Here is a 24,839-nt window from a genome sequence, read left to right as displayed (position 1 = left end):
TATGAATTTGAAAATAGCAGTTTTATCGGGTGACGGAATCGGACCAGAGGTAATATTACAAGCAAAAAAAGCATTATACGCTATAGGCGAGGTATACAATCATGAATTTGTTTTTGAAGATGCACTCATGGGAGCAATTGCAATCGACAAAACAGGGAATCCACTACCAGAGCAAACTTTAAACCTTTGCCTGAATACTGATGCTGTACTATTTGGTGCAATCGGAGATCCTAAATATGATAACAATCCAAATGCAAAAGTTCGTCCGGAGCAAGGACTATTAAAACTGCGCAAAGAACTTGGTTTATTTGCAAATATTCGTCCAATAAAGCCATACAAAGCATTATTAGATGCATCTCCTTTAAAAAGAGAAATTATCGAAGGTGCTGATTTTACTATTTTCAGAGAATTAACAGGAGGAGCCTATTTTGGTGAGAAAAAACTAAACGAAGCAGGAACACAAGCCTCAGATTTATGTGAATACTCAGAAGAAGAGATTACAAGAATTACACATTTAGCTTTTAAAGCCGCACAAAATCGTCGTAAAAAAGTAACAATGGTTGATAAAGCCAATGTATTAGAAACTTCTAGATTGTGGAGAAAAGTTGTAAAAACGGTAAGTGAGGATTACCCAGATGTAACTTTAGACTTTTTATTTGTAGATAATGCAGCAATGCAAATCATTCTTAATCCAAGACAGTTTGATGTTATTTTGACAGAAAACTTATTCGGAGATATCTTATCAGATGAGGCAAGTGTTATTACAGGTTCAATCGGATTATTAGCATCAGCATCATTAGGAGGGAAAAATGCGCTTTTTGAACCAATTCACGGATCCTATCCGCAAGCAAAAGGGAAAAACATCGCTAATCCTATAGCATCAATACTATCGGCAGCCATGTTATTAGAACATTTTGGACTTTTTAAAGAAGCAAATAAAGTTTACGAAGCAGTAGAGAAAGCAATTGAATATCAAGTAGTAACAATTGATTTAAAATCAGATTCAAAATTTGGAACAAACGAAGTAGGTGAATTCATTTCAAATTTTATTTTAAGCAAAGATGACTTGCTTTATTTCAATAATGATAACGTACATATCGGACAGTCTACGATTGTTTAATGTATTTTGTTAAAATCATGATATTAATCACAAGAAGAAGTTGAAATGTTGAGATTTTATTTTTTTAGTAGTTTTAGTTTTTATACATTTGACACATCTAAAAAATAAACATGAGAATTTCAATTATTATTATTTCTGTCATTAATGTCAATGTGGTAATCACATATACATAGGGGAATGGTATAAATATAATTGAAAAATAATATTATAAACCTTCCAAATATTGGAAGGTTTTTTTTTGAATAAAAATTAAAAAAACGAAAATACAAAAAACACATAATGGAATTAAATAAGTACAGCAAAGTCATTACTCAAGACCAAACACAACCAGCAGCACAAGCAATGTTATATGGAATTGGTTTAACTGAAGAAGATTTAAAAAAGGCACAAGTTGGGATTGTAAGCATGGGTTATGAGGGAAACACATGTAACATGCACCTGAACGATTTGGCTAAAGATGTCAAAAAAGGAGTAGGAAATGCTGATTTAGTCGGATTGATTTTTAACACTGTTGGTGTAAGTGATGGAATCTCAAACGGTACTGACGGGATGCGTTTTTCATTGGTTTCACGTGATGTTATTGCCGATTCTATTGAAACTGTTATGGGAGCACAATGGTATGATAGTTTAATTGCTATTCCTGGTTGCGATAAAAATATGCCAGGTGCTTTAATTGCTATGGGAAGAGTAAATCGCCCAGCTCTTATGGTTTATGGAGGATCGATTCATTCAGGAAAATGGAAAGGAGAATCACTAAATATTGTTTCAGCTTTTGAAGCTTTAGGGAAAAAATTCCAAAATACGATTACAGATGAAGATTTTAAAGGAGTAATTCAAAATGCTTGCCCAGGAGCTGGGGCATGTGGCGGAATGTACACAGCCAACACCATGTCATCGGCAATTGAAGCATTAGGAATGAGTTTACCATTTAGCTCTTCATATCCCGCATTAAGCAATGAAAAAAAACAAGAATGTCTTGACGCAGGAAAAGCAATTAGAGTATTATTAGAAAAAGATATTAAGCCAAGAGATATTATGACTCATAAGGCTTTTGAAAATGCTATTACACTCGTAGCTGTTTTAGGAGGTTCTACAAATGCAGTAATGCACTTAATTGCAATGGCACATTCAGTTGATGTTGAAATTACGTTGGCAGATTTCCAAAGAATTAGTGATAAAACACCAGTTCTTGCAGATTTAAAGCCAAGTGGAAAATACATGATGGAAGATTTACATGATGTAGGAGGAGTACCAGCAGTAATGAAATATTTATTAAAAGAAGGATTCATACACGGAGATTGTTTAACCGTAACAGGAAAAACTGTAGCCGAAAATTTAGCTTCTGTACCAGATTTAAATGATGGACAAGAAGTAATTTTTGAAATTCAAAAGGCATTAAAACCAACTGGAAACATCCAGATATTATACGGAAATCTAGCTTCAGAAGGAGCAGTTGCCAAAATTAGTGGAAAAGAAGGGGAATATTTTGAAGGAACAGCAGTCGTTTTCGAAAGCGAATTTGATGTTATTCCAGGTATTCAAGCCGGAAAAGTAAAACCAGGAGATGTAGTCGTCATCAGGTATTGTGGACCAAAAGGTGGTCCAGGGATGCCTGAAATGCTAAAACCTACATCGGCTATTATAGGAGCTGGATTAGGAAGTAGCGTTGCACTTATTACAGATGGAAGGTTCTCTGGAGGTTCACATGGATTCGTGGTAGGACACATGACACCAGAAGCTTATGATGGTGGTGGTATAGCTTTAGTGCAAGATGGAGATTTAATTACCATTGACGCTATTAAAAATACAATCAACCTGAAAATATCTGACGCAGAATTTGACGAAAGAAAAGCCAACTGGATTCAGCCAGCTTTAAAAGCATCAAAAGGAGTATTACTTAAATATGCAAGATCGGTTTCAAGCGCCTCTACAGGTTGCGTTACCGATAAATAATTTTACAATAACAATTTCAAAAATCAATAGCAATGACGATACAATAACAAAAAATTAAAAGCAATAAAATAATAAAAATCAATTTATAGGTTATCATTGAATTTGATTTTTGACATTGTGATTAAATTTTGAAATTGATTTTTGACATTGACATTGAAAAAAACAATATACTATGAAAATATCAGGTGCAGAAGCTGTTATCAGATGCTTATTAGAAGAAGGAGTAGACTTGGTTTACGGATATCCGGGAGGAGCAATCATGCCAGTTTACGACGAATTATATAAATTTAAAGATCAATTACACCACGTTCTTGTACGCCATGAGCAAGGAGCAACACATGCAGCCCAAGGATATGCGAGAGCAACGGGAAAAGTCGGAATCGCAATTGCTACATCTGGCCCAGGAGCAACAAATTTGGTAACAGGAATTGCCGATGCTCAAATTGATTCCACACCAATGGTTTGCATCACAGGGCAAGTAGGCAAACACTTATTAGGATCAGATGCTTTTCAGGAAACAGATATTATCGGAATTTCAACTCCAGTAACAAAATGGAATTACCAAGTTACCGAAGCTTCAGAAATTCCTGAAATTATAGCAAAAGCATTTTATATTGCAAAATCAGGTCGCCCAGGTCCAGTTTTAATCGATATAACAAAGAATGCGCAATTTGATGAATTCGAATTTAGCTATAAAAAATGTACTGGAATAAGAAGTTATAATCCAGTTCCTAAATTAAAAATTGATAAAGTTGCAGAAGCAGCTGAATTAATCAATAAAGCCAAAAAGCCTTTTATCGTTTTTGGTCAAGGAATTATTCTTGGTCAAGCCGAAGAACAATTAAAAGCATTAATTGAAAAAACAGGAATCCCAGCGGGCTGGACAATATTAGGGCTTTCAGCTTTACCTACAGACCATCCATTAAACGTGGGAATGTTAGGAATGCATGGTAATTACGGTCCAAACTTACTAACTAATGAATGCGATGTATTAATTGCATTAGGAATGCGTTTTGATGATCGTGTTACCGGAAATTTAGCCACGTATGCTAAACAAGCAAAAGTGATTCATTTTGACATTGATCCAGCCGAAATAGATAAAAATGTTAAGACAGAAGTAGCCGTTTTAGGAGATGTAAGAGAAGCTCTGGATGCATTACTTCCGTTAATCGACAATAACAAACATGAAGGTTGGCACAATATCTTCAAAGAAAAACATCAAATCGAATTTGATTCGGTTATAAAAGAAGAATTAAATCCAACAAATAATAAAGGTATTTCGATGGGTGAAGCCATGGAAATGATTAACAAACACTCTAAAGGAGATGCAATAATTGTTTCAGATGTTGGTCAACACCAAATGTTTGCTTGCCGTTATGCAAAATTCAACACAACCAAGAGTAATGTTACTTCTGGAGGATTAGGAACAATGGGATTTGCATTACCTGCTGCAATTGGAGCAAAAATGGGAAGACCTGATCGTGAAGTTGTTGCTATTATTGGAGATGGAGGATTCCAAATGACTATTCAGGAATTAGGAACCATTTTTCAGACCAAAGTACCAGTAAAAATTGTAGTACTTAACAATGAGTTCTTAGGAATGGTGCGTCAGTGGCAAGAATTATTTTTTGACAACAGATATGCTTCAACAGAAATGATTAATCCAAACTTTGTTGCTATTGCTGAAGGATATTATATCCAAGCAAAAAAAGTAACAAAACGAGAAGATTTAGATGCGGCCGTAGCAGAAATGATGGCTTCAAAAGATGCCTATTTCTTAGAAGTTATGGTTGAAAAAGAAAATAATGTATTCCCAATGATTCCAACAGGAGCATGTGTTTCTGACATCAGATTAAGCTAAATAAAGAAGTTTAAAGTTTCAGGTTTAGTTTCAGGTTGCAATTTGGAACGTGAAATATGAAACAAAAAAAAACTAAAAGACAACATGGAAAACAGAACATTTACCATTTCGGTATACTCAGAAAATAATGTGGGCTTGTTAAATAGAATATCCGGAATATTCTTAAAGCGTCACATTAACATATTAAGTCTAAATGTTTCAGAATCAGAAATAGACAATGTTTCAAGATTCATTATAGTTGTAGAAACAACAGAAAAATGGGTTAAAAATATTGTTGGACAAATAGAAAAACAAATCGAGGTAATAAAAGCTTTTTATCATACAGATGAAGAAACCATTTATTTAGAAAATGCTTTATTCAAGATCCATTCAAATTTGTTATTTGATGAAAAACAAATTCAGAATATCATCAAAGAAAGCCAATCTACAATTGTAACCGTTTCACGCGATTTCTTTGTGATTTCAAAATCAGGAAGACGTTCAGAAATTGAAGAAGTACACGCTAAGCTGAAACCATACGGAATCATGCAGTTTGTACGCTCAGGAAGAATTTCGGTTTCTAAAGAAAAAATGGAAGTATCCACATTACTAGAATCACTAAAACTATAATCGGTTTCAGTTTTCAATACCAACTAACTTATACAATTATTAAATTTCACATTCATTAAATATTTTTTAAAAAAAATGGCAAATTATTTTAACACATTACCACTAAGATTACAACTAGAACAATTAGGCGTATGCGAATTCATGGAACAATCAGAATTCGCTGATGGAATTGCTGCTTTAAAAGGAAAAAAAGTAGTTATCGTAGGTTGTGGAGCCCAAGGCTTAAACCAAGGTTTAAACATGAGAGATTCAGGACTTGATATTTCTTATGCTTTACGCCCAGATGCAATTACAGAAAAAAGAGCTTCTTATAAAAACGCTGCTGAAAATGGTTTCAAAGTAGGTACTTATGAAGAATTAATTCCAACAGCTGATTTAGTATGTAACCTTACTCCAGATAAACAACATACAGCTGTAGTTACAGCAATTATGCCATTAATGAAAAATGGTTCGACACTAGCATACTCTCATGGTTTTAATATCGTGGAAGAAGGAATGCAAATTCGTAAAGACATTACTGTAATTATGTGTGCTCCTAAATGCCCGGGTTCTGAGGTTCGTGAAGAATACAAAAGAGGATTTGGTGTACCAACGCTAATTGCAGTTCACCCAGAAAATGACCCTAATAATTTAGGATTAGATCAAGCCAAAGCATACGCTGTAGCAACCGGAGGACATAAAGCAGGAGTTTTAAAATCATCATTTGTTGCCGAAGTAAAATCGGATTTAATGGGAGAACAAACTATTCTTTGTGGAATGTTACAAACTGGATCAATCTTATGTTTTGACAAAATGGTCGAAAAAGGAATCGAGCCAGGATACGCTTCAAAATTAATCCAATACGGATGGGAAACTATCACCGAAGCTTTAAAACATGGTGGAATCACCAATATGATGGATCGTCTTTCAAATCCTGCAAAAATTGAAGCTTATGAAATTGCAGATGAATTAAAAGACATTATGCGTCCATTATTTCAAAAACACCAAGACGATATTATGTCTGGAGAATTCTCTAGAAACATGATGATTGACTGGGCAAATGACGATGTTAATTTATTGACTTGGAGAGCGGCAACAGGAGAAACAAACTTTGAAAAAACTGCTCCAACAGAAGCTCCTATTTCAGAACAAGAATATTTCGACAATGGAGTATTAATGATTGCAATGGTTAAAGCGGGTGTAGAATTGGCTTTTGAAACAATGACAGAAGCGGGTATTATTGAAGAATCAGCATATTACGAATCATTACACGAATTGCCTTTGATTGCAAATACAGTAGCAAGAAAGAAATTATACGAAATGAATAGAATTATATCGGATACTGCCGAATATGGTTGTTATTTATTTGATCACGCTTGCAAACCATTATTGACCGATTTTATGAAAACTGTTGATACAAATGTAATCGGAAAACCATTTTCAACTTCAAACGGAGTAGACAATGCGGTACTTATTGCAGTAAACAAAACTATTCGTCAACACCCTATCGAAGAAGTAGGAGCCTGGTTAAGAGAATCAATGACCGCAATGAAAAAAATTGGATAATTAATGGGATTTCAACCTAAGTTGAAGTTTGCGCTGTATCTCTATTTTTATATAATATTTTGAATTAGTAAGCACTTATTAAGATAATATGGATATAGATGCATATTACTTTCACTTAACTACAAACGAGGAGATAGTTAAGTGGAGTAATACCTAATAAGAAACAGAATTAGTTCCGTCTTTTATTCTCCAATTAAATTAATAATGCTGCTACTATTCTCAAAAAATCAGAGAAGATATCTTAAGATACAGAATATAAGATTATTGCCTTTCATCTAGTATAGATAATAAAATAATTGTTTAATAATTCATCTATATCAATGTTTTCAGGCACTAAAATTAATTGTTGTTAATCTTGTTAATACTAAAGGCATGATAAATGATATCATGCCTTTTTTCATGTTAAGCAAATTTATCTAGTAATCACTAAATTTTAAACAATTGCAAATTAATTGCCATGTTTTAAATGTATATTACATTTTTTTGTCATTATTAATAAATTAAATAGTTTTAAGAATAGAAAGAGATTTAATACTTTTATAAAAAAATTGAGAAACAATGAGTTATTACAAAATTGAAAATTTAGAACAATATTTTAAACACTACAATAAATCTGTTCGTGAGCCAAGAAAATTTTGGGGAAAAATAGCAGAAGAAAATTTCACATGGTACCAACAATGGGAAAAAGTTGTCGATTTTAATATGGCAGATGCAGAGGTAAAATGGTTTTCTGAAGCAAAAGTAAACATTACCAAAAACTGTATTGACAGACATTTAAGTAAAAGAGGAGAAAAAACAGCAATAATATTCGAACCAAACGACCCTTCAGAAAGTTCATTACACATATCTTATAATGAGCTGTACGAGAGAGTGTCAAAAATGGCTAATGTTTTACGTGAACAAGGAATAAAAAAGGGAGACAGAGTTTGCATTTATCTACCAATGATTCCCGAATTGGCCGTTTCAATTTTGGCATGTGCACGAATTGGAGCAATACATTCAGTAGTATTTGCAGGATTTTCAGCTTCAGCTGTAACAGCAAGAATAAATGATAGCGAATGCAAAATGGTTATCACTGCTGATGGAGGATACAGAGGTAATAAAACGATTGATTTAAAAGCAATTGTTGATGAAGCATTAGAAACATGCCCATGCGTTACCAACGTTTTGGTTGTCAAAAGAACACAAACTGATGTAAAAATGAAAGAAGGACGTGACCAATGGTTACAACCGCTTCTAGACGCTGCATTAGATTATAATGTTGCAGAAATTATGGATGCTGAAGATCCTTTATTCATCTTATACACATCGGGTTCTACAGGAAAACCTAAAGGAATGGTTCACACCACTGCAGGTTATATGGTTTACACAGCTTATACATTTAAAAACGTGTTTAGTCATGAAGAAAATGATATTTTCTGGTGTACTGCAGATATTGGTTGGATAACTGGTCACTCATACATATTATACGGACCGTTACTAAATGGAGGAACTACTGTAATTTTTGAAGGAGTTCCATCGTATCCAGATTTTAGTCGTTTTTGGGAAATTATCGAAAAACACAAAGTAACTCAGTTTTATACAGCACCAACAGCAATACGTTCGTTAGCAAAAGAAAGCTTAGATTATATCCAAAAATACCCTTTAAAATCGCTTAAAGTAATCGGATCAGTAGGAGAACCTATAAACGAAGAAGCATGGCACTGGTACAATGATCACGTAGGAGATAAAAGATGCCCAGTTGTAGATACTTGGTGGCAAACAGAAACTGGAGGAATTATGATTTCACCAATTGCATTTGTTACACCTACAAAACCAACATATGCAACGTTGCCTCTTCCAGGAATTCAACCCGTTTTAATGGATGAAAAGAGAAACGAAATAGAAGGGAACCAGGTTGTTGGAAGTTTATGTATTAAATTCCCATGGCCAGGAATCGCTAGAACTATCTGGGGCGATCACCAACGTTATAAAGACACTTATTTCTCTGCATTTCCAGGTAAATATTTCACAGGTGATGGAGCATTAAGAGATGAAGTAGGTTACTACAGAATCACAGGTAGAGTAGATGATGTTGTTATTGTTTCAGGCCATAATCTAGGAACAGCTCCAATTGAAGATGCAATCAACGAGCACCCAGCTGTAGCAGAATCTGCAATTGTCGGATTCCCACATGATATAAAAGGAAATGCATTATATGGTTTCGTAATCTTAAAAGAAACTGGAGAATACAGAGACAGAGCAAACTTAAGCAAAGAAATCAACCAATACATCTCAGATCACATTGGCCCAATTGCTAAGTTAGATAAGATTCAGTTTGTATCTGGTTTACCAAAAACACGCTCTGGAAAAATCATGCGTAGAATTCTACGTAAAATAGCAGAAGGAGATTACTCTAATTTTGGTGATATTTCAACATTATTGAATCCAGAAATTGTAGAAGAGATCATGAAAGAAAAAATCTAACATATTTCCAAAATAAATACTAAAGCTGCCTCAATATTTCTGAGGCAGCTTTTTTTATTTGAAAATGATTTTTCTATTAAGAAATTACTTAAATTAGCAATAGTATAATATTATTAAGTTTAAAAACTAAATTAAAGACATCATTTCTGTTAAAAACAAATAATATCTACATATGAAAAAAAATCCTGATGTAGTAATTATTGGTGGGGGACTAGCAGGGCTAACTTGTGGCATTCATTTATCTAAAATGGGGCAACAAGTGATTTTGATTGAAAAAAACGAATTCCCTAAACATAAAGTTTGTGGAGAATATGTTTCTAATGAAATTAAACCTTATTTGGATTGGCTTGACTTAAAAATTCAGGACTTAAATCCTGCAACAATTACACAATTAGAATTTTCTATACCAAACAAAAAAACAATTCATTGTAATTTACCTCTAGGAGGGTTCGGACTCAGCCGTTACACATTAGATTATCATTTATATAAAAAAGCAATCGAAAATGGATGTGAAATAATTCACGATACTGTTGAAGATATAAATTTTGAAGATGACTTATTCACGATTACAACCTCAGAATTAAAAAAAATCACAACTCGTATTACTATAGGTGCATTTGGTAAACGCTCTAATTTTGATCAAAAATTACAACGGAAATTCATTTTAAAAAAAGCGCCTTGGCTCGCTGTTAAATCACATTACAAAGGTAAATTCCCAAATAACCTTGTTGGCTTATATAATTTTGAAGGAGGTTATTGTGGCGTTTCAAAAGTGGAGAACAATATAATAAACATTTGCTACCTAGTTAATTTTGAATCTTTTAAAAAACATAAAAACATTGATGATTTTCAAGCCAATATCATCTATAAAAACCCACATCTAAAAGAGTTTTTTAGTAATAGTACACCATTATTTGATAAACCATTAACTATAAGTCAAATTTCATTTGAAGAAAAAACAACAATCGAAAATCATATCATAATGGTTGGAGACAGCGCTGGCTTAATTCAGCCTTTATGCGGAAATGGCATGGCAATGGCGATTCATAGTGCCAAAATTGCTTCTGAATTAATTGTAGATTTCTATACTAAAAAAACCATTTCAAGAAAAGAGCTTGAAAAAAAATACATCCAATCATGGGACTATAATTTCAAGAAAAGATTAAAAACAGGTCGCTTTCTTGCCTCACTTTTACAAAATAAAAAAAAATCAGCCGTTATAATGTGGCTACTAATTCAATTTCCATTTTTACTGCCTCAAATTATAAAAAGAACACATGGTAAATCTATAATTCTAAATTAAGAATGGCTATAAAAACCAAATATAGAACGGATGATCCTGAGATTATGGATGATTTCAATTTAAAAGGGGAAGTTTTACAAAATGCATTGGATAAAATTGCTAAAATAAATCAGCTTCTTGGAGGAAACCAATTAACTTTACAAGGAGTCGAAAAATTATTGGATGGTATTACCAAAGAGCAAACAATAACGATTATCGATGTAGGCTGTGGAAATGGAGACATGCTAAGAATGCTAGCTGATTATGCATTAAAATACGATTGGGATTTTAAACTAATAGGTATCGATGCTAATGCATTTACAATAAATTACGCCCGAAAATTATCTATACATTACCCCAATATAAATTATCGATGCGAAGACATATTCAATGAAGCTTTTAGTAAATTAGAATACGACATTGCATTATGTACATTGACTTTACATCATTTTAGAAACAATGAAATAATTAATCTCGCAACCATTTTTAATACAAATGCAAGACGTGGTGTCGTAATAAATGATTTACACAGGAGTATCATTTCCTATCGCTTATTTCAAGCAATGTGCTTTGTTACCCGGTTAAACGGAATGTCAAAAAAAGATGGACTTACATCTATCTTAAGAGGATTCACAAGAAGTGAGTTACTTGATTTTTCAAAACAATTAAACTTAAAAAAATACACCATTCAGTGGAAATGGGCTTTCCGATATCAATGGATAATTTCAAAAATATGAGTGTAAAAATAGCCAGCGTTGCCAAGCAATTGCCTAAATATTCAAGAACGACCGAAGAAATTATTCCATTTTTAGATTCATGGCTATTTGGTCAAGATGAACGCTTTATCAGAAAAGTAAAAAAAATTTTTGAAGGTGCCGCTGTCGATAAACGATATTCCATAATGGATCCTATCGAAGTTTTCTCTCACACCTCTTTTGAAGACCGAAACGATATTTATGTCCGAGAGGTCATTGATTTAGGAGAAAAGGTCTTAAAAAAAGCATTAAGTAAATCAAACTGGGAACCAGAAAGTCTTGACTATATTATTACAGTAAGCTGTACTGGCATCATGATTCCGTCTTTGGATGCCTATCTTATAAACAAACTCAAACTGCGTCAGGATATCGTACGGCTTCCTGTAACCGAAATGGGCTGTGCTGCTGGAATTTCTGGAATTATTTATGCCAAAAACTTTTTAAAAGCCAATCCAGGAAAACGTGCTGCCGTAGTTGCAGTCGAAAGTCCAACGGCAACATTTCAGTTAAATGACTTTTCAATGGCTAATGTTGTGTCGGCGGCAATTTTTGGAGATGGTGCTGCTTGCGTATTATTATCTTCACATGAAGCAGATAATGGCCCTGAGATTCTTGATGAAGAAATGTATCATTTTTACGACAACATCCATATGATGGGATTTAAGCTTGTAAACACTGGTTTGCAAATGGTACTGGATATTGAAGTTCCTGAAACAATTGCATCACATTTTCCTGATATTATCCATCCGTTTTTAGCAAAAAACAATTTAAAAATAGAACACATTGATCATTTAATTTTTCATCCGGGAGGAAAAAAAATTATACAGACAGTAGAAGAGTTATTCACCGATTTAGGAAAGAATATTGACGACACAAAAGAAGTACTCCGTTTATACGGAAATATGTCGAGTGCAACTGTTTTATATGTTTTGGAACAAATTATCAATAAAAAACCCAAAAAAGGAGAAAAGGGCTTAATGTTGAGTTTTGGGCCAGGGTTCTCAGCTCAACGTGTCTTATTACAATTTTAAAGTAAATGGTTTTAAATATTTATCATAAATTCTAAAAATGACAAGTCAGGATATTATATCTAAATTACCATACAGCAAGCCTTTTTTGTTTGTAGATAAAATTATATCTATATCCGAAAATGGAGTAGAAGGAACGTATTATTTTGATAAAGATTTAGACTTTTACAAAGGACATTTCATATCAAATCCAGTTACACCTGGCGTAATACTGACCGAAGTCATGGCACAGATTGGATTAGTATGTTTAGGCATATATATATTAAATAAAGAATTCAATATAACAACTTCAATTGCCTTAACATCAATTGAAATAGATTTTTTAAAAGCTGTTTATCCGAATGAAAATGTAACCGTAATTTCAGAAAAAATATATTTTAGATTTGGAAAATTAAAATGTAAAGTTAGCATGAAAAACCAACTCGGAATTGAGGTTTGTTCCGGAACGATTGCTGGTATGATTGTTTAAATTATAATCTTTAAAATAAGTAAGATGCAAAAAAGAGTTGTCATTACAGGTCTTGGAGTTGTTGCCCCAAATGGAGTAGGACTTGATGCATTTACAAATGCAATAAAAAAAGGCCTGTCGGGTATTAAACACGATGCCGAATTAGAGCGCTTACAATTTTCTTGTCAGATCTCAGGAAAGCCAGAATTATCAACTGAACTGATTGGTAACTATTTCACAGAACTTGAATTACGTAATTTTAATGCCTCGGGTATTCTTTATGGCGTAATAGCTGGCTTAGATGCTTGGAAAGATGCAGGATTAACAATTCTAAAAAACGAAGAACCTGATTGGGATAGCGGAACAATTTTTGGCGCAGGAACATCGGGAATAGAAAAATTCAGAGAAAGCATCTATAAAATTGATGATTTACAAACTAGACGATTAGGAAGTACTGTTGTAGCACAAACTATGCTTAGTGGCGTGAGTGCTTATTTAGGCGGTAAACTTGGTCTTGGAAATCAAGTTACCACCAACTCATCAGCTTGTACAACTGGTACAGAAAGTGTTTTAATGGCATATGAACGAATAAAATTAGGTCAAGCCAAACGTATTTTAGCAGGAAGCACTAGTGATTCAGGCCCTTACATTTGGGGAGGTTTTGATGCTATGAAAGTTTGCACATTCAAACACAATGACGCTCCAGAAAGTGGCTCAAGACCAATGAGCGCTAGTGCTTCTGGGTTTGTTCCGGGTAGTGGCGCAGGAGCTTTGATACTCGAAGATCTAGAAACTGCCTTAGATAGGGGAGCCCGAATTTATGCTGAAGTACTAGGAGGGAACGTCAATTCTGGTGGGCAACGTGGAAGCGGAAGCATGACAGCTCCAAATGCAACTGCTGTACAAAAATGTATTCGCAATGCAGTAAAAAATGCAGGTATTTCTCCTTCAGAAATTGATTTAATTAACGGACACCTAACAGCAACGTCTAAAGACGCGTTGGAAATCGATAATTGGAGCATTGCGTTAAATCGCAAAGGAAACAACTTTCCATACGTAAACGCATTAAAATCAACTGTAGGCCATTGTTTGTCTGCTGCTGGAAGCATTGAACTAGTAGCTTCAGTTTTACAGTTATATCAAGGATTTATTTCTCCAAATACAAATTGTGAAGATATAAATCCCGAAATCACATCTATTATCAACAAATCTAAAATCCCAACTCAATTAATTAACGCTAATTTAAATATTATTGCCAAAGCTAGCTTTGGTTTTGGAGACGTTAATGGTTGCGTAATTTTAAAAAAATATAACTAACATTAACCTAATACTAGCATCAATATGAATAACCAACAACTATTAACCGAATTAAAGACAATTATTAAACCTTATGTAAAGAATGATACTGCTTTTGAAAATTTTACAGAAGACACAAATTTTATAACTGATTTAAATATTAATTCTGCCAATTTAGTCGATATTGTCCTAGATGTCGAAGAATTTTTTGACATTATAATCGATAACGAATCGATGGAAAAATTGGTTAATGCAAAAGCTGCTTTAAGTATAATCCAATCAAAACTAAACGAAAATGATCGGAAATGATATTGTGGATTTAGAAACTGCACAAAGAGAAAGTAATTGGAAACGCAAAGGATTTTTGGATAAGATTTTCACTTATGAAGAACAATTACTTATTCTAAACTCTAAAGTACCTGAAATTATGGTTTGGAATTTATGGAGCCGTAAAGAAGCTGCTTATAAAATATACAATCGCGAAACCAAAATAAGTGGCTATTTTCCAACTAAGTTAGTTTGTTTTTACGAAAGTCTTAGTTCTGGTACTGTATCAATAAACAACCGTTTATACTATACACAATCAATAATTACAACAGATTATATAAATACTGTTGCTGTCACTCAAAAAGAAAATTTAAATAAAATTTTAGTTTTAGATATTAAAACTAAAATTCATAAAAAACATGGCATTCCTTATGTAATTGATTCTAATACAAAATCTTTTATACCAGTCTCAATAAGCCATCATGGACGTTTTATAGAGTCTGTAAGAGTTATGCCGTAAAACAAAATGTAAATTAAATATGAATTCCACTAATTTACACTAATAAGTTTCGTGAAAATTCGTGGAATTCGTGTTTCTCTTTGTTTTTATGAATATTATTTTATCCCTAATCTTGATTTTAGTTTTAAAAATAACAAAGCAATTCTATAAGCATCTTCTGAAGATGAGTTTCTTTCGCTTTTTGGTATCTTATAAATATCACATAATTCATCTAGAGAGAACTGCCTGTCATTAATATCATGCAGTTTACGATACATGACATCCACATCTAATGCCTCATTTTTAAGTCTTCCACAATCCAGTTTTTCTAGAGCGGCATTAATCATTTCTACATCAAAATTTATATGATGCCCAACTAAAACGCCATTACCAATATATTCTATCAATGCCTTAAGTGCTTCAGGTTCTGGTAATTTTTCCATTTTACTCTCAATAATAAACTCATTTGTAAGTCCATTATCATGGAAGAATTTATATTGTAACAAGACAGCTTCAAAGCTATCTTGAATAATAATACTGTTATTTACAACAGCAAATGAACCAATAGATAAAATTACATCTTTCGTTGGGTTCAACCCAGATGTTTCGGTAGATAACACAACAAAACGCTCTGATTTAGTCTCAAATTTAGCAAGGTATTCTTTCCAAAAATCAGGGTATTCTTTGTTGATATTTTTCAGCCATTCTAGCATATTACGAAAATTGGGTCAGTTGAAATTTATTTTTTATAAGCTCTTCTAGCTCTTTCATTGGAGCTAATGCATTTTTTAGTTTGTCTTTATCGCTTTTTGATAGTTCGCTTAAGTTGATATATTGTCCTGAATCATCATTCTTTAATCCCTCGATAGTTCTAAACTTTGATAAGGTTAAGAAAGCTTCGGCACAACTAAGATAAACATCAGCATGCTTAGAATCTGTAATTGCTAGTTGCTTGAATCTTAAATAGGTATTTTTAATTCCTTTTATGTTCGAACTTAATATTAGTAAACGTGCTCCATCAATTAAAGGCATTAATGCACGAGTTTTAATATCGAATTTAAACTTATGCGGTCCTTCTTCTTCAACATTAAATTTCTTAAAGAAACTTAATGGTGAGTTTTTTCTCAATGCATCATTTCCTAAGAAATCAAAGAATAAAACATTGTTTACAGCATTTTTAAATATCACATTTTCAATCACTTCTTCAATTTTCGGCTCTCCAAAAACAATTTCATAATCAAAGAAAATACTACTTAAATCATTGCTATTTTCACCTGGAGTATTCATCCAGCTGTTGTATTGTTTTGTCCAGTCAGTCAATGACTTACACCACAACATATTACTTGCCATATGCCCGTTTGGACAATAGTCATATCCGATTTTCTCTAATGTTGCGGTAGTTCTTTTAGCAAGCTGTAAGAAATAATCTTTTACATCACGGTATTTTTCTGCAGTAACATCTTCAAAAATCAAAATACTATCCTGATCGGTCAATAAAAGCTGTTCTTTTCTTCCTTGACTTCCAATACTTAACCATGCAAATCGAGCAGGAGGTGACCCCATCTCTAAAATTGATAATTCAACTGAACGTTTTATTAACGCCAAATTAATCTCATTTGCAATATTACTTATATGGGAAATCGGGATGTTTTTTTGTATATAATTCTGAATCAAATCTGACAAACGATCTCTAATTTGCTTTAAATCTTTAGGCAGTTGTGAACGTTTAATTTCTTTTATCAAAACTCCTGGATTGCTAGCTTGCGCAACAATTAAGTCGTGTTCAGAAATAACTCCTTTTACAGCCGATTTACTAGTTCCGTCTTTAGTAACACATAAATGACTTACATTATGCTTTAACATTAACAATTGCGCTTCTGCTAAAGAAACATTTTCTATTACAGTTACAACAGGCGAGGACATGATTTTATCTACCGTTTCGTCGATGGAGAATCTACCTGTAGCAATTTTAGATGATAAGTCGGCATCAGTTACAATTCCGATTGGATTGTTATTCTCGCAAACGACAACATTATCCACCATAGCATCTGTCATGCGCAAAGCAACATCTTTAACAATATTGTTTGCTTCTGCTTTTAGTGGAGAGTTATTATAACTTAAAGACTGTATATATTGTATTTCTGACTGTTGATCAGAATAGAATATATTATCTGAAATATGATTTCCCTTAAAATCTGAATTATCTTTAGTATGACGCGTGTTTGCAGCAAAACTCTCTAATAAGAAATTTAAAACATCTGGATTGTTTGCAACAAAAGGCCTAAACACAGCGATTGGTATTGCATACACAATACTTTCTTCTCTGGCTTTTGCAGTCATCATATAGTTATTCTTGGCGAAAAAAGGACGTAAACCAAATATATCGCCATCATGGCATTTATTCAATAAAGTTTCTTCAGCATCGGCAATTACCGATAAATTTATAACACCTGAAGCAACCACATAAAAACTATCGTGTAAGGGATCGTTAATTTGAAACAATACAGCGTGTTTTTCTAAATTAATAACGCGAATATTGGTTGCAATCTCAGATAACTCTTGAAAAGTTAAATTATCGAATGGCGGATATTCTTTCAAGAAATCTGCAATATGCTCAGCAATTGTATTCATAAGTTGGATAAAATTTTAGAAAGTATCGTTTGTAAAAATAATAAAATAAACCCTTACGATGAAAGCATAAATAATTTTGAATCTATTTATTTTACCATATATTAAGCTAAAATAAGCAATAAAAGCATGCAATTACAAAGATAGGGCTTGATATAACTATTTTCAGGTTTAAAAACATTCTATTTTACATAATATAAATTATAGGTCAAAATACTATAGTGCAAAATACAGCTGTATGTTGTCCGTATTTGCGATATTCTAAATCTTATTTTAAAAAGTTTGATGTAATTAAACCTCGTACAATTGGAATCTTTGTAAAAGAAACTAAACAGATGAATTAAAACATATCAAATAATAATTGACCGGCGTTTATTAAAATTGATTGATAAGTTTTCAATAAATAAATAAATTATAATTGGCGAATACTTGATATACACAAAAATTAAACTTGTAAGTTCATTTAATGAAAACTTAAATCTCTTGAAACGACTTATCTGATTTATATATGAATTGCTATCAATATTTTAATGAATACTGCTTAGTGAGATGATTTCTGAATATTTAATCATAATATCATATTACTATATTTCTATTTGACATAATATACTAATCTTTTAGCTCAAATCTCTGGTCTTCGGCTACTGTAATTTGAGTTGCGTTTTTTTATGAATATCAACAACTTTTCATATTGCTAATTTAAAATAATACAGCATATTCAATCCATCACAGAATATTTATACCACAAAAGCATAATTTTAAAAAACAACATTTACCTTTGTATATTAATTCTTTTAAAGAAAAAGATTATATTTGATATTATGACACATACTGATATGCCAAATAAAAAAATACATCAAGGTCGAAATATAAAACGTTTCCGAGAAATGCTCGGTATCAAACAAGAAGCACTCGCATTTGAACTTGGCGATGACTGGAACCAAAAGAAAATATCATTACTCGAACAAAAAGAAATCATAGAGTCAGATATACTTGCGCAAGTAGCACATATCTTAAAAGTACCTGCGGAAGCTATCGAGAATTTTGATGAAGAACAAGCTGTAAATGTTATTGCAAATACTTTTAATGATGAAGCATTCATTGGTAATTCGGGCGGAACTTATAATATCAACCCAATCGAAAAAATAATTCAACTTCACGATGAAAAGATTGCTCTTTATGAGCGTATGCTAAAAGAAAAAGATGAAATGATGACAAGGTTGGAAAAATTGATTCAAGGGAAATAAAATCTTAAAAATCTATATATCAATCTTTAATGCCTATATATCTATAAATAATTAGTCTCGCTAAGCGTAGAAACATAAGGAAAACAATACAATTACTTCAATAAAAAAACCATCTTATTTCTAAGATGGTTTTTTTATTTATACTTACGATAGCATTAATATTTCTTTAAGTAAACTGATTTACCATTTACAAAAACTCCAAACTGGTTTTTATCTTCATAGTATACCGTTTTTATGACATCTCCTTTAAAAACAGAAATATCTCCGTGAGTTCTTCCATCAGCTTTTGTAGTATAATCATACTTCATTGTTTTATTATAAGGTCCAATTGCTAAGCTATATGCAGAGAATTGTGTTCCTCTTAAATCAAATTCTTGCTTTGAGTCAATGATCTTATCATCGCTGTAAAAATTAGTAATTTGCTTAGTAAGTGGAATATCAGGATAAAATTCATTAACTTTTTTAATAAATTCATACTGCTCAACACTTACCGGCTCAATTTTGGAAGTAACTGTTTGAGAAAAAGAAACTGTAGTAACTAAAAGTAATAATAAGGCACATCTTTTCATAATTGAATAATTTTAAATTAATAATTATAGCCCTTTACAAAGCTAACTTGTTAAAAAATTAGATTTTTCACTAAAAATTTCTTTAATGAATTAACAAGGTACGAAATATTTATCTTTGCATTGAAATAAAAATATTATTTTTTAAATAAATGACTACAAAAAAATACATCAAATTAATCCTTATTTTAGGTTCTCTAACTGCTCTTGGTCCGTTTTCTATCGATATGTACCTACCTGGTTTCTCTGGAATTGCCCGAGATTTAAATACTACTGTTGCAAAAGTATCGATGAGTTTATCTAGTTATTTTATAGGTATTTCGGCTGGACAATTGCTTTATGGGCCTTTATTGGATCGATTTGGAAGAAAAAAACCCTTGTTTGTTGGGTTAATGGTTTACATTTTGGCTTCTTTGGGATGTATTTTTGTTACTGATATTGATACTTTTATTGGTTTGCGTTTTTTACAAGCCGTTGGTAGCTGTGCTGCAACTGTTGCTTCTGTTGCTATGGTTCGCGATCTTTTTCCTGTAAAAGATATCCCTAAAGTATTCTCTATGCTTATGCTTGTTGTAGGTCTTTCGCCTATGCTTGCTCCAACTATTGGTGGTTACGTAACTTCTGATTACGGATGGCATACTGTTTTCTTTATCCTAATGTGTATGGGAATTGTGATTTTAATGGCTGCTCAAATTGGCTTGCCTAACACACATAAACCTGATACCTCTATTTCGTTAAAACCCAAACCTATCATTACAAACTTCCTTAAGGTTGTAAAAGAGCCTCAGTTCTTTACTTATGCCTTTACTGGTGCTGTATCTTTTTCTGGTTTATTTACTTATGTTGCCTCCTCTCCTATCGTTTTTATGGATATTTTTGAAGTTGATGCTAAAATATATGGCTGGATTTTTGCCTTTATGTCTTTGAGTTTTATTGGTGCCAGTCAACTGAATTCTTTTTTATTAAGAAAGTTTTCTAGCGAACAAATGATTTTTGGTGCTTTGATTACTCAATCTGTAATTAGTATTGTCTTTTTGATTTTGGCAATAAATAACCTTCTTGGTTTATACCAAACAATTGGTATGTTGTTTATTTATTTGGCTTGTTTGGGAATTTCAAATCCTAATACTGCTGGTCTTACAATGGCTCCGTTTGCCAAAAATGCTGGTAGTGCATCGGCGTTAATGGGTGCAATTCAGCTTGGTTTGGGCGCAATAGCCTCTTTTGCTGTTGGTATTTTTGTAAAGAACTCAATTATTCCGATGGTTGCTATTATGACAACAACTACAATTACTGCTTTTATTATTTTAAATATTGGTAAACGATTTATAAAAGAAAAAGTTGCTATTTCTAACAATGACGAAGCAGGAATGATTCATTAGTTTTTTTAAGGTTCTAAGCTTCTAAGGTTCAAAGTTGCAAAGGTTCTAAAAAAGGTAATATTGAGAAAGTAAGATGCAAGATACGAAATACAAAACGCAAGACTTACCAAAAATTGTCAAGCTAAGCGGAGTCAAAGCTATATTTAGCAATAAAGGTTTTGAACTACTAAGACTCTGGGACTCTAAGATTTTTTTTTAGATTCTGAGTCACTCAGTTCCGATAACTATCAGATCTGAAGTTCTAAGCTACTAAGGTTCAAAGTTACAAAGGTTCTAAGTTGCAAAGGTTCTAAAAAGGTAATATTGAGAAAGTAAGATGCAAGATACGAAATACAAAACGCAAGACTTACTAAAAATTGTCAAGCTGAGCGGAGTCGAAGCTATATTTAGCAATAAAGGTTTTGAGCTACAAAGGCATAAAAAATAATATTTGGACTGAGACTTCAAGCTATGCCTAAAACTAAGAGCAAAATACTGAAAACGAGGTTTCTTGTTCTAAAATGACAAAATAGAGACTGAATACAGACTCTAAAAAACAAAAAAGGTTTTTCTTTAGATTACTCTAAGAAAAACCTTTTTATATATAAATTACTTAATCGTAATCTTTATTAAAACTGCAATTTAATTTATTGCCTGTTTTTTATCTGGTCTGATAATCATACGTAGTGATTGATCTTTTGCAAAATACGCTACCATCCAATTATAAAATGTACTTAAGCGATTGCGATAAGTTATCAAGGAAACAAGGTGAATAAATAACCAAATTGCCCAAGCTAAGAACCCATTAAAATGCCACTTAGGTTTTGGCAAATCTACAACTGCTTTATTTTTACCAATAATTGCCATAGATCCTTTATCAAGATATATAAATGGCTTTAGCGGTTTATTTTGAACAATTGCTTTAAAGTTTTTAGCTAAGTTCACTCCCTGCTGAATTGCTACTTGCGCTACTTGCGGATGTCCGTTTGGAAATGCTGGATCTGTATCCATGATAGATGTATCACCGATAGCATAAATATTTTGCATTCCATTTACTTTATTATACGCATCGGTTGCCATACGTTTGCCACGTCCGTAACTTTCCATCGGAATACCGTCAAAGGCTTTCGCTGAAACTCCCGCTGCCCAAATTAGGTTTTTGGTATGAATGGTTTCTCCGTTTGAAAAATGTACTATATCATCTACATAATCAGTAACGCGATTATTTAGTTTTACCACTACTCCTAAATCTGTAAGTGCCTTAAGTGTATCTTGCTGCGAAGCTTTGCTCATTGGTGCCAATAGCGCATCTCCCCCATCGACCAGGTACACATTACTTGCTGTGGTATCTAGTTCTGGATATTCTTTTAGTAAAATGTTTTTACGCATTTCAGCAAACATTCCCGAAACTTCTACTCCTGTTGGTCCACCTCCAGCTACAACAATCGTTAATAGTTTACGACGTTTACGAATATCTTTGGTAATGGTAGCCTTCTCAAGGTTTTTAAGCAGTGTATTACGCATTACGATGGCATCGTTTAGCGTTTTCATCGGAATGGCGTTTTTCATTACGTTTTCCATTCCAAAATAACTAGTTTCGGCTCCTGTTGCAAATACCAAGTAATCGTATGCTAATTCTCCGTTATTAAGAATTACTTTGTTTTCGGCTGGAGCTACTTGTTGGAGTTCTCCCAATCTAAATTGCAAGTTTTTCTTGCCTGCAAAAAATTTCCTAAATGGATAACTAATGCTTGATGGCTCTAAAAAAGCGGTCGCAACCTGATATATAAGTGGTGGGAAAAAGTTATAGTTATTTTTATCTACAAGTGTTACTTGTATTTGAGGCTGGTTTACAAGCTCTTTGGCTAGATTTATTCCTGCAAAACCGCCTCCTATGATTACTATCTTCATATATGCTGTCTATTAAATAGGTTTTATAAAAAAATACCTTATAAAAGTACAACATATATTAACAGTTACATACTCATCAATACTTACTTTTTGAATTTTTTAACAGGTTTTTCAACTGCCTCTGGTTTGTTTTGCAAGATATAATTTGCCAACAACTTTTCTATCAATTCATCTTTAGTTAAATGATGAAAAACTGTTTTTACTTTTGTCTTTAAATCAGTTGAAACGTCGTGATTTGGTTTTGTTTTAAAAATTTGTTTTGCCCACAATAGTGTATTATTCTCTTCTAAACTTGCAACTGATGGTTTTTTGAACTCTGTGAATTTAATTCCTAATTCTTTTTCAAAATCAGCGATTTCTACAACTTCTTCTGGTTGCAAAACTGTAAGTGATAATCCTTTTGCTCCTGCTCTAGCTGTTCTTCCGCTACGGTGTACATAAGCTTCGTAAGCATCTGGCAAATGATAATTTACTACATATGAAATTTCTTTAACATCTATTCCTCTAGCTGCCAAATCTGTCGCAACTAATATATTAATATGTCCTTCACGAAATTGCTCCATGATTCTATCACGGATTCCTTGTGATAAACTTCCGTGCAATGCTCCTGATGAAAAACGATTTATTGCTAAGTTTTTAGCTAGTTTGTTTACTGCCGCTTTTGTTTTACAAAAAATAATTCCGCGTTCTCCCTCTCTAGAATTCAAGAAATGCATTAAAACATCTAGTTTCTCAATCGGATCAACGACTATATATTCATGGTCAATTCCTTGATTTCCTACAGTTTCCATGTCGGCACTTACCTGAATTACATTTTTAGATAAGTAATTCTGAATCAATTGCTTGATCGTTCCTGGCAATGTTGCTGAAAACAGGAGTGTTGTATGTTTTTTTGGTAATTCGGCTACGATTTCATCTAGACTTTCTTTTAAGATTGAAACCATTTCGTCAGCTTCATCCAATATAAGATATTGTGTCTCTTTTAGATTGATTGCTTTACGCTGAATTAAATCGATTAAACGCCCCGGTGTAGCAACTACTATATGTGTAGGTTGTGTAAGACGCTCTATTTGTGGTTTTATTGGAATTCCTCCGCAAGTTGCTGCTATAGAAACTTGTGGCAGGTATTTTGAAAAATCTTCTAAATTTTTAAATATCTGATGTCCTAATTCTCTTGTTGGAACTAAAATCACTGCTTGAACTGTAGGGATTTCAGGATTTATTAGCTGTAACAATGGTAATCCAAAGGCTGCTGTTTTTCCTGTTCCTGTTTTGGCTAAACCTACTACATCACTGTTATTAGCTAAAATTAGCGGAATAGCTTTCTGCTGAATTTCGGTTGGAGTACTAATATTTAATTCGGTTAGCGCTTTTAGTATCAGTGCTGAAATTCCTAAATCTGAAAATTGTTTTGACATTGTCTTAATTTATTTAAAATTGAAAAATTTAAAGATTTAAAAATTTCTAACTATTCTTTATTTTACCATTAAGAAATTAAGGAAGATTAAGCTTAATCTCTTACTAGTTTATTTTTTTGTTTCTTGCCACTGATTAAAATGATTTTTCTTAATCTTGTCTTCCTGACAAAGGAAGGATCTTCACTCGCTTAATTAGTTTTGCATAGAATTATGCAATTTTAAAAAAGGCTTAATTTTTCTTAATTTCTTAATGGTTTGTTTCTAAACCACTAATTGTACTAATTTTTATTTTTTTACCATTAAGAGATTAAGTTTTATTTAAACATACCTTAATCTCTTAATGATTTCATTTTTTTGTTTTACTATAAATACGAAAACCCTAGCCCTGATGGAAGCGATATCCTTTTATTTTTTTTTCAAAAAATAAAAGATAAAGCATACAGCAGGTCCCGATAGCTATCGGGATAGCTCCTAAAAGCTCTTCGACTCCGCTCAAAGTGACAGATTGTAGGATTCTCTCATACAAATACTCTTCGACTTCGCTCAGAGTAACAAACTACTATAACTTTTATTCAAAGT

General features: G+C 32.7%; 20 protein-coding genes. 15 read left to right on the top strand and 5 right to left on the bottom strand.

Going from position 1 to position 24,839, the window contains the following annotated elements; genetic code table 11:
- Position 1: 1 nt before the first annotated feature.
- From leuB to LPB87_RS15300, 13 genes are all read left to right on the top strand, one after another.
- On the top strand, positions 2 to 1,120 hold the full coding sequence (gene leuB / locus LPB87_RS15360) for a 3-isopropylmalate dehydrogenase (protein WP_129538438.1): 1,119 nt from the start codon (positions 2 to 4) through the stop codon (positions 1,118 to 1,120).
- Between the two features lie 279 nt (positions 1,121 to 1,399).
- The gene (gene ilvD, locus LPB87_RS15355; RefSeq protein ID WP_230728462.1) at positions 1,400 to 3,073 is read left to right on the top strand and encodes a dihydroxy-acid dehydratase; all 1,674 of its coding nucleotides are present in this window, start codon (positions 1,400 to 1,402) and stop codon (positions 3,071 to 3,073) included.
- A 172-nt stretch (positions 3,074 to 3,245) separates the two neighbouring features.
- Positions 3,246 to 4,934, top strand: a complete 1,689-nt coding sequence (gene ilvB, locus LPB87_RS15350) for a biosynthetic-type acetolactate synthase large subunit (RefSeq protein ID WP_230728461.1) — start codon at positions 3,246 to 3,248, stop codon at positions 4,932 to 4,934.
- Between the two features lie 84 nt (positions 4,935 to 5,018).
- Complete coding sequence (gene ilvN, locus LPB87_RS15345; RefSeq protein ID WP_129538435.1) at positions 5,019 to 5,543, top strand: acetolactate synthase small subunit; 525 nt, start codon at positions 5,019 to 5,021, stop codon at positions 5,541 to 5,543.
- Positions 5,544 to 5,618: 75 nt separating this feature from the next.
- Positions 5,619 to 7,088: a ketol-acid reductoisomerase gene (ilvC, locus tag LPB87_RS15340; protein WP_129538434.1), complete on the top strand. Its 1,470-nt coding sequence runs from the start codon at positions 5,619 to 5,621 to the stop codon at positions 7,086 to 7,088.
- 558 nt (positions 7,089 to 7,646) lie between these two features.
- Entirely contained in the window at positions 7,647 to 9,554 is a 1,908-nt protein-coding gene (gene acs / locus LPB87_RS15335; RefSeq protein WP_230728460.1) for an acetate--CoA ligase, read from the top strand.
- A gap of 172 nt (positions 9,555 to 9,726) precedes the next feature.
- A complete protein-coding gene (locus LPB87_RS15330; protein ID WP_230728459.1) occupies positions 9,727 to 10,857 on the top strand; it encodes an NAD(P)/FAD-dependent oxidoreductase in 1,131 nt (376 codons plus the stop codon).
- A 2-nt stretch (positions 10,858 to 10,859) separates the two neighbouring features.
- The gene (locus LPB87_RS15325; protein WP_230728458.1) at positions 10,860 to 11,573 is read left to right on the top strand and encodes a methyltransferase domain-containing protein; all 714 of its coding nucleotides are present in this window, start codon (positions 10,860 to 10,862) and stop codon (positions 11,571 to 11,573) included.
- Positions 11,570 to 12,622, top strand: coding sequence for a type III polyketide synthase (locus tag LPB87_RS15320; protein ID WP_230728457.1), 1,053 nt, complete (start codon positions 11,570 to 11,572; stop codon positions 12,620 to 12,622). The genes LPB87_RS15325 and LPB87_RS15320 overlap by 4 nt, the downstream gene beginning before the upstream one ends.
- 37 nt (positions 12,623 to 12,659) lie before the next feature.
- The gene (locus LPB87_RS15315) at positions 12,660 to 13,088 is read left to right on the top strand and encodes a 3-hydroxyacyl-ACP dehydratase FabZ family protein (protein WP_230728456.1); all 429 of its coding nucleotides are present in this window, start codon (positions 12,660 to 12,662) and stop codon (positions 13,086 to 13,088) included.
- A gap of 24 nt (positions 13,089 to 13,112) precedes the next feature.
- Positions 13,113 to 14,384: a beta-ketoacyl-[acyl-carrier-protein] synthase family protein gene (locus LPB87_RS15310; protein WP_230728455.1), complete on the top strand. Its 1,272-nt coding sequence runs from the start codon at positions 13,113 to 13,115 to the stop codon at positions 14,382 to 14,384.
- Positions 14,385 to 14,408: 24 nt separating this feature from the next.
- Positions 14,409 to 14,672, top strand: a complete 264-nt coding sequence (locus tag LPB87_RS15305; RefSeq protein WP_129538427.1) for an acyl carrier protein — start codon at positions 14,409 to 14,411, stop codon at positions 14,670 to 14,672.
- Positions 14,659 to 15,150 carry a 4'-phosphopantetheinyl transferase superfamily protein gene (locus tag LPB87_RS15300; RefSeq protein WP_230728454.1) on the top strand — a complete coding sequence of 164 codons (492 nt, stop codon included), beginning with the start codon at positions 14,659 to 14,661 and terminating at the stop codon, positions 15,148 to 15,150. Before LPB87_RS15305 ends, LPB87_RS15300 begins: the two co-directional genes overlap by 14 nt.
- 95 nt (positions 15,151 to 15,245) lie before the next feature.
- Here the strand turns inward: LPB87_RS15300 and LPB87_RS15295 are convergent, their stop codons facing one another.
- Together LPB87_RS15295 and LPB87_RS15290 are read right to left on the bottom strand one after the other, a co-directional pair.
- Entirely contained in the window at positions 15,246 to 15,842 is a 597-nt protein-coding gene (locus tag LPB87_RS15295) for a 3'-5' exonuclease (protein ID WP_129538425.1), read from the bottom strand.
- A gap of 1 nt (position 15,843) precedes the next feature.
- The gene (locus LPB87_RS15290; protein ID WP_129538424.1) at positions 15,844 to 17,760 is read right to left on the bottom strand and encodes a DUF294 nucleotidyltransferase-like domain-containing protein; all 1,917 of its coding nucleotides are present in this window, start codon (positions 17,758 to 17,760) and stop codon (positions 15,844 to 15,846) included.
- Between the two features lie 818 nt (positions 17,761 to 18,578).
- Between LPB87_RS15290 and LPB87_RS15285 the strand changes: the two genes are divergently transcribed.
- Positions 18,579 to 19,004, top strand: a complete 426-nt coding sequence (locus tag LPB87_RS15285) for a helix-turn-helix domain-containing protein (protein ID WP_129538423.1) — start codon at positions 18,579 to 18,581, stop codon at positions 19,002 to 19,004.
- A gap of 155 nt (positions 19,005 to 19,159) precedes the next feature.
- On the opposite strand, the gene LPB87_RS15280 is transcribed toward LPB87_RS15285, so the two are convergent.
- On the bottom strand, positions 19,160 to 19,573 hold the full coding sequence (locus LPB87_RS15280) for a hypothetical protein (protein WP_129538421.1): 414 nt from the start codon (positions 19,571 to 19,573) through the stop codon (positions 19,160 to 19,162).
- Between the two features lie 149 nt (positions 19,574 to 19,722).
- Here LPB87_RS15280 and LPB87_RS15275 point away from each other — a divergent pair, with 149 nt between their 5' ends.
- Positions 19,723 to 20,952, top strand: coding sequence for a multidrug effflux MFS transporter (locus LPB87_RS15275; protein ID WP_129538420.1), 1,230 nt, complete (start codon positions 19,723 to 19,725; stop codon positions 20,950 to 20,952).
- A 621-nt stretch (positions 20,953 to 21,573) separates the two neighbouring features.
- On the opposite strand, the gene LPB87_RS15270 is transcribed toward LPB87_RS15275, so the two are convergent.
- On the bottom strand, positions 21,574 to 22,842 hold the full coding sequence (locus tag LPB87_RS15270; protein WP_230728453.1) for an NAD(P)/FAD-dependent oxidoreductase: 1,269 nt from the start codon (positions 22,840 to 22,842) through the stop codon (positions 21,574 to 21,576).
- 83 nt (positions 22,843 to 22,925) lie between these two features.
- Complete coding sequence (locus tag LPB87_RS15265) at positions 22,926 to 24,260, bottom strand: DEAD/DEAH box helicase (protein WP_230728452.1); 1,335 nt, start codon at positions 24,258 to 24,260, stop codon at positions 22,926 to 22,928.
- Positions 24,261 to 24,839 lie beyond the last annotated feature (579 nt).

Source organism: Flavobacterium sp. EDS, assembly GCF_020991525.1.
Classification (GTDB): domain Bacteria; phylum Bacteroidota; class Bacteroidia; order Flavobacteriales; family Flavobacteriaceae; genus Flavobacterium.
Note: the sequence above shows the minus strand (reverse complement) of the source record. Positions and strands in the feature narration are given on the sequence as shown.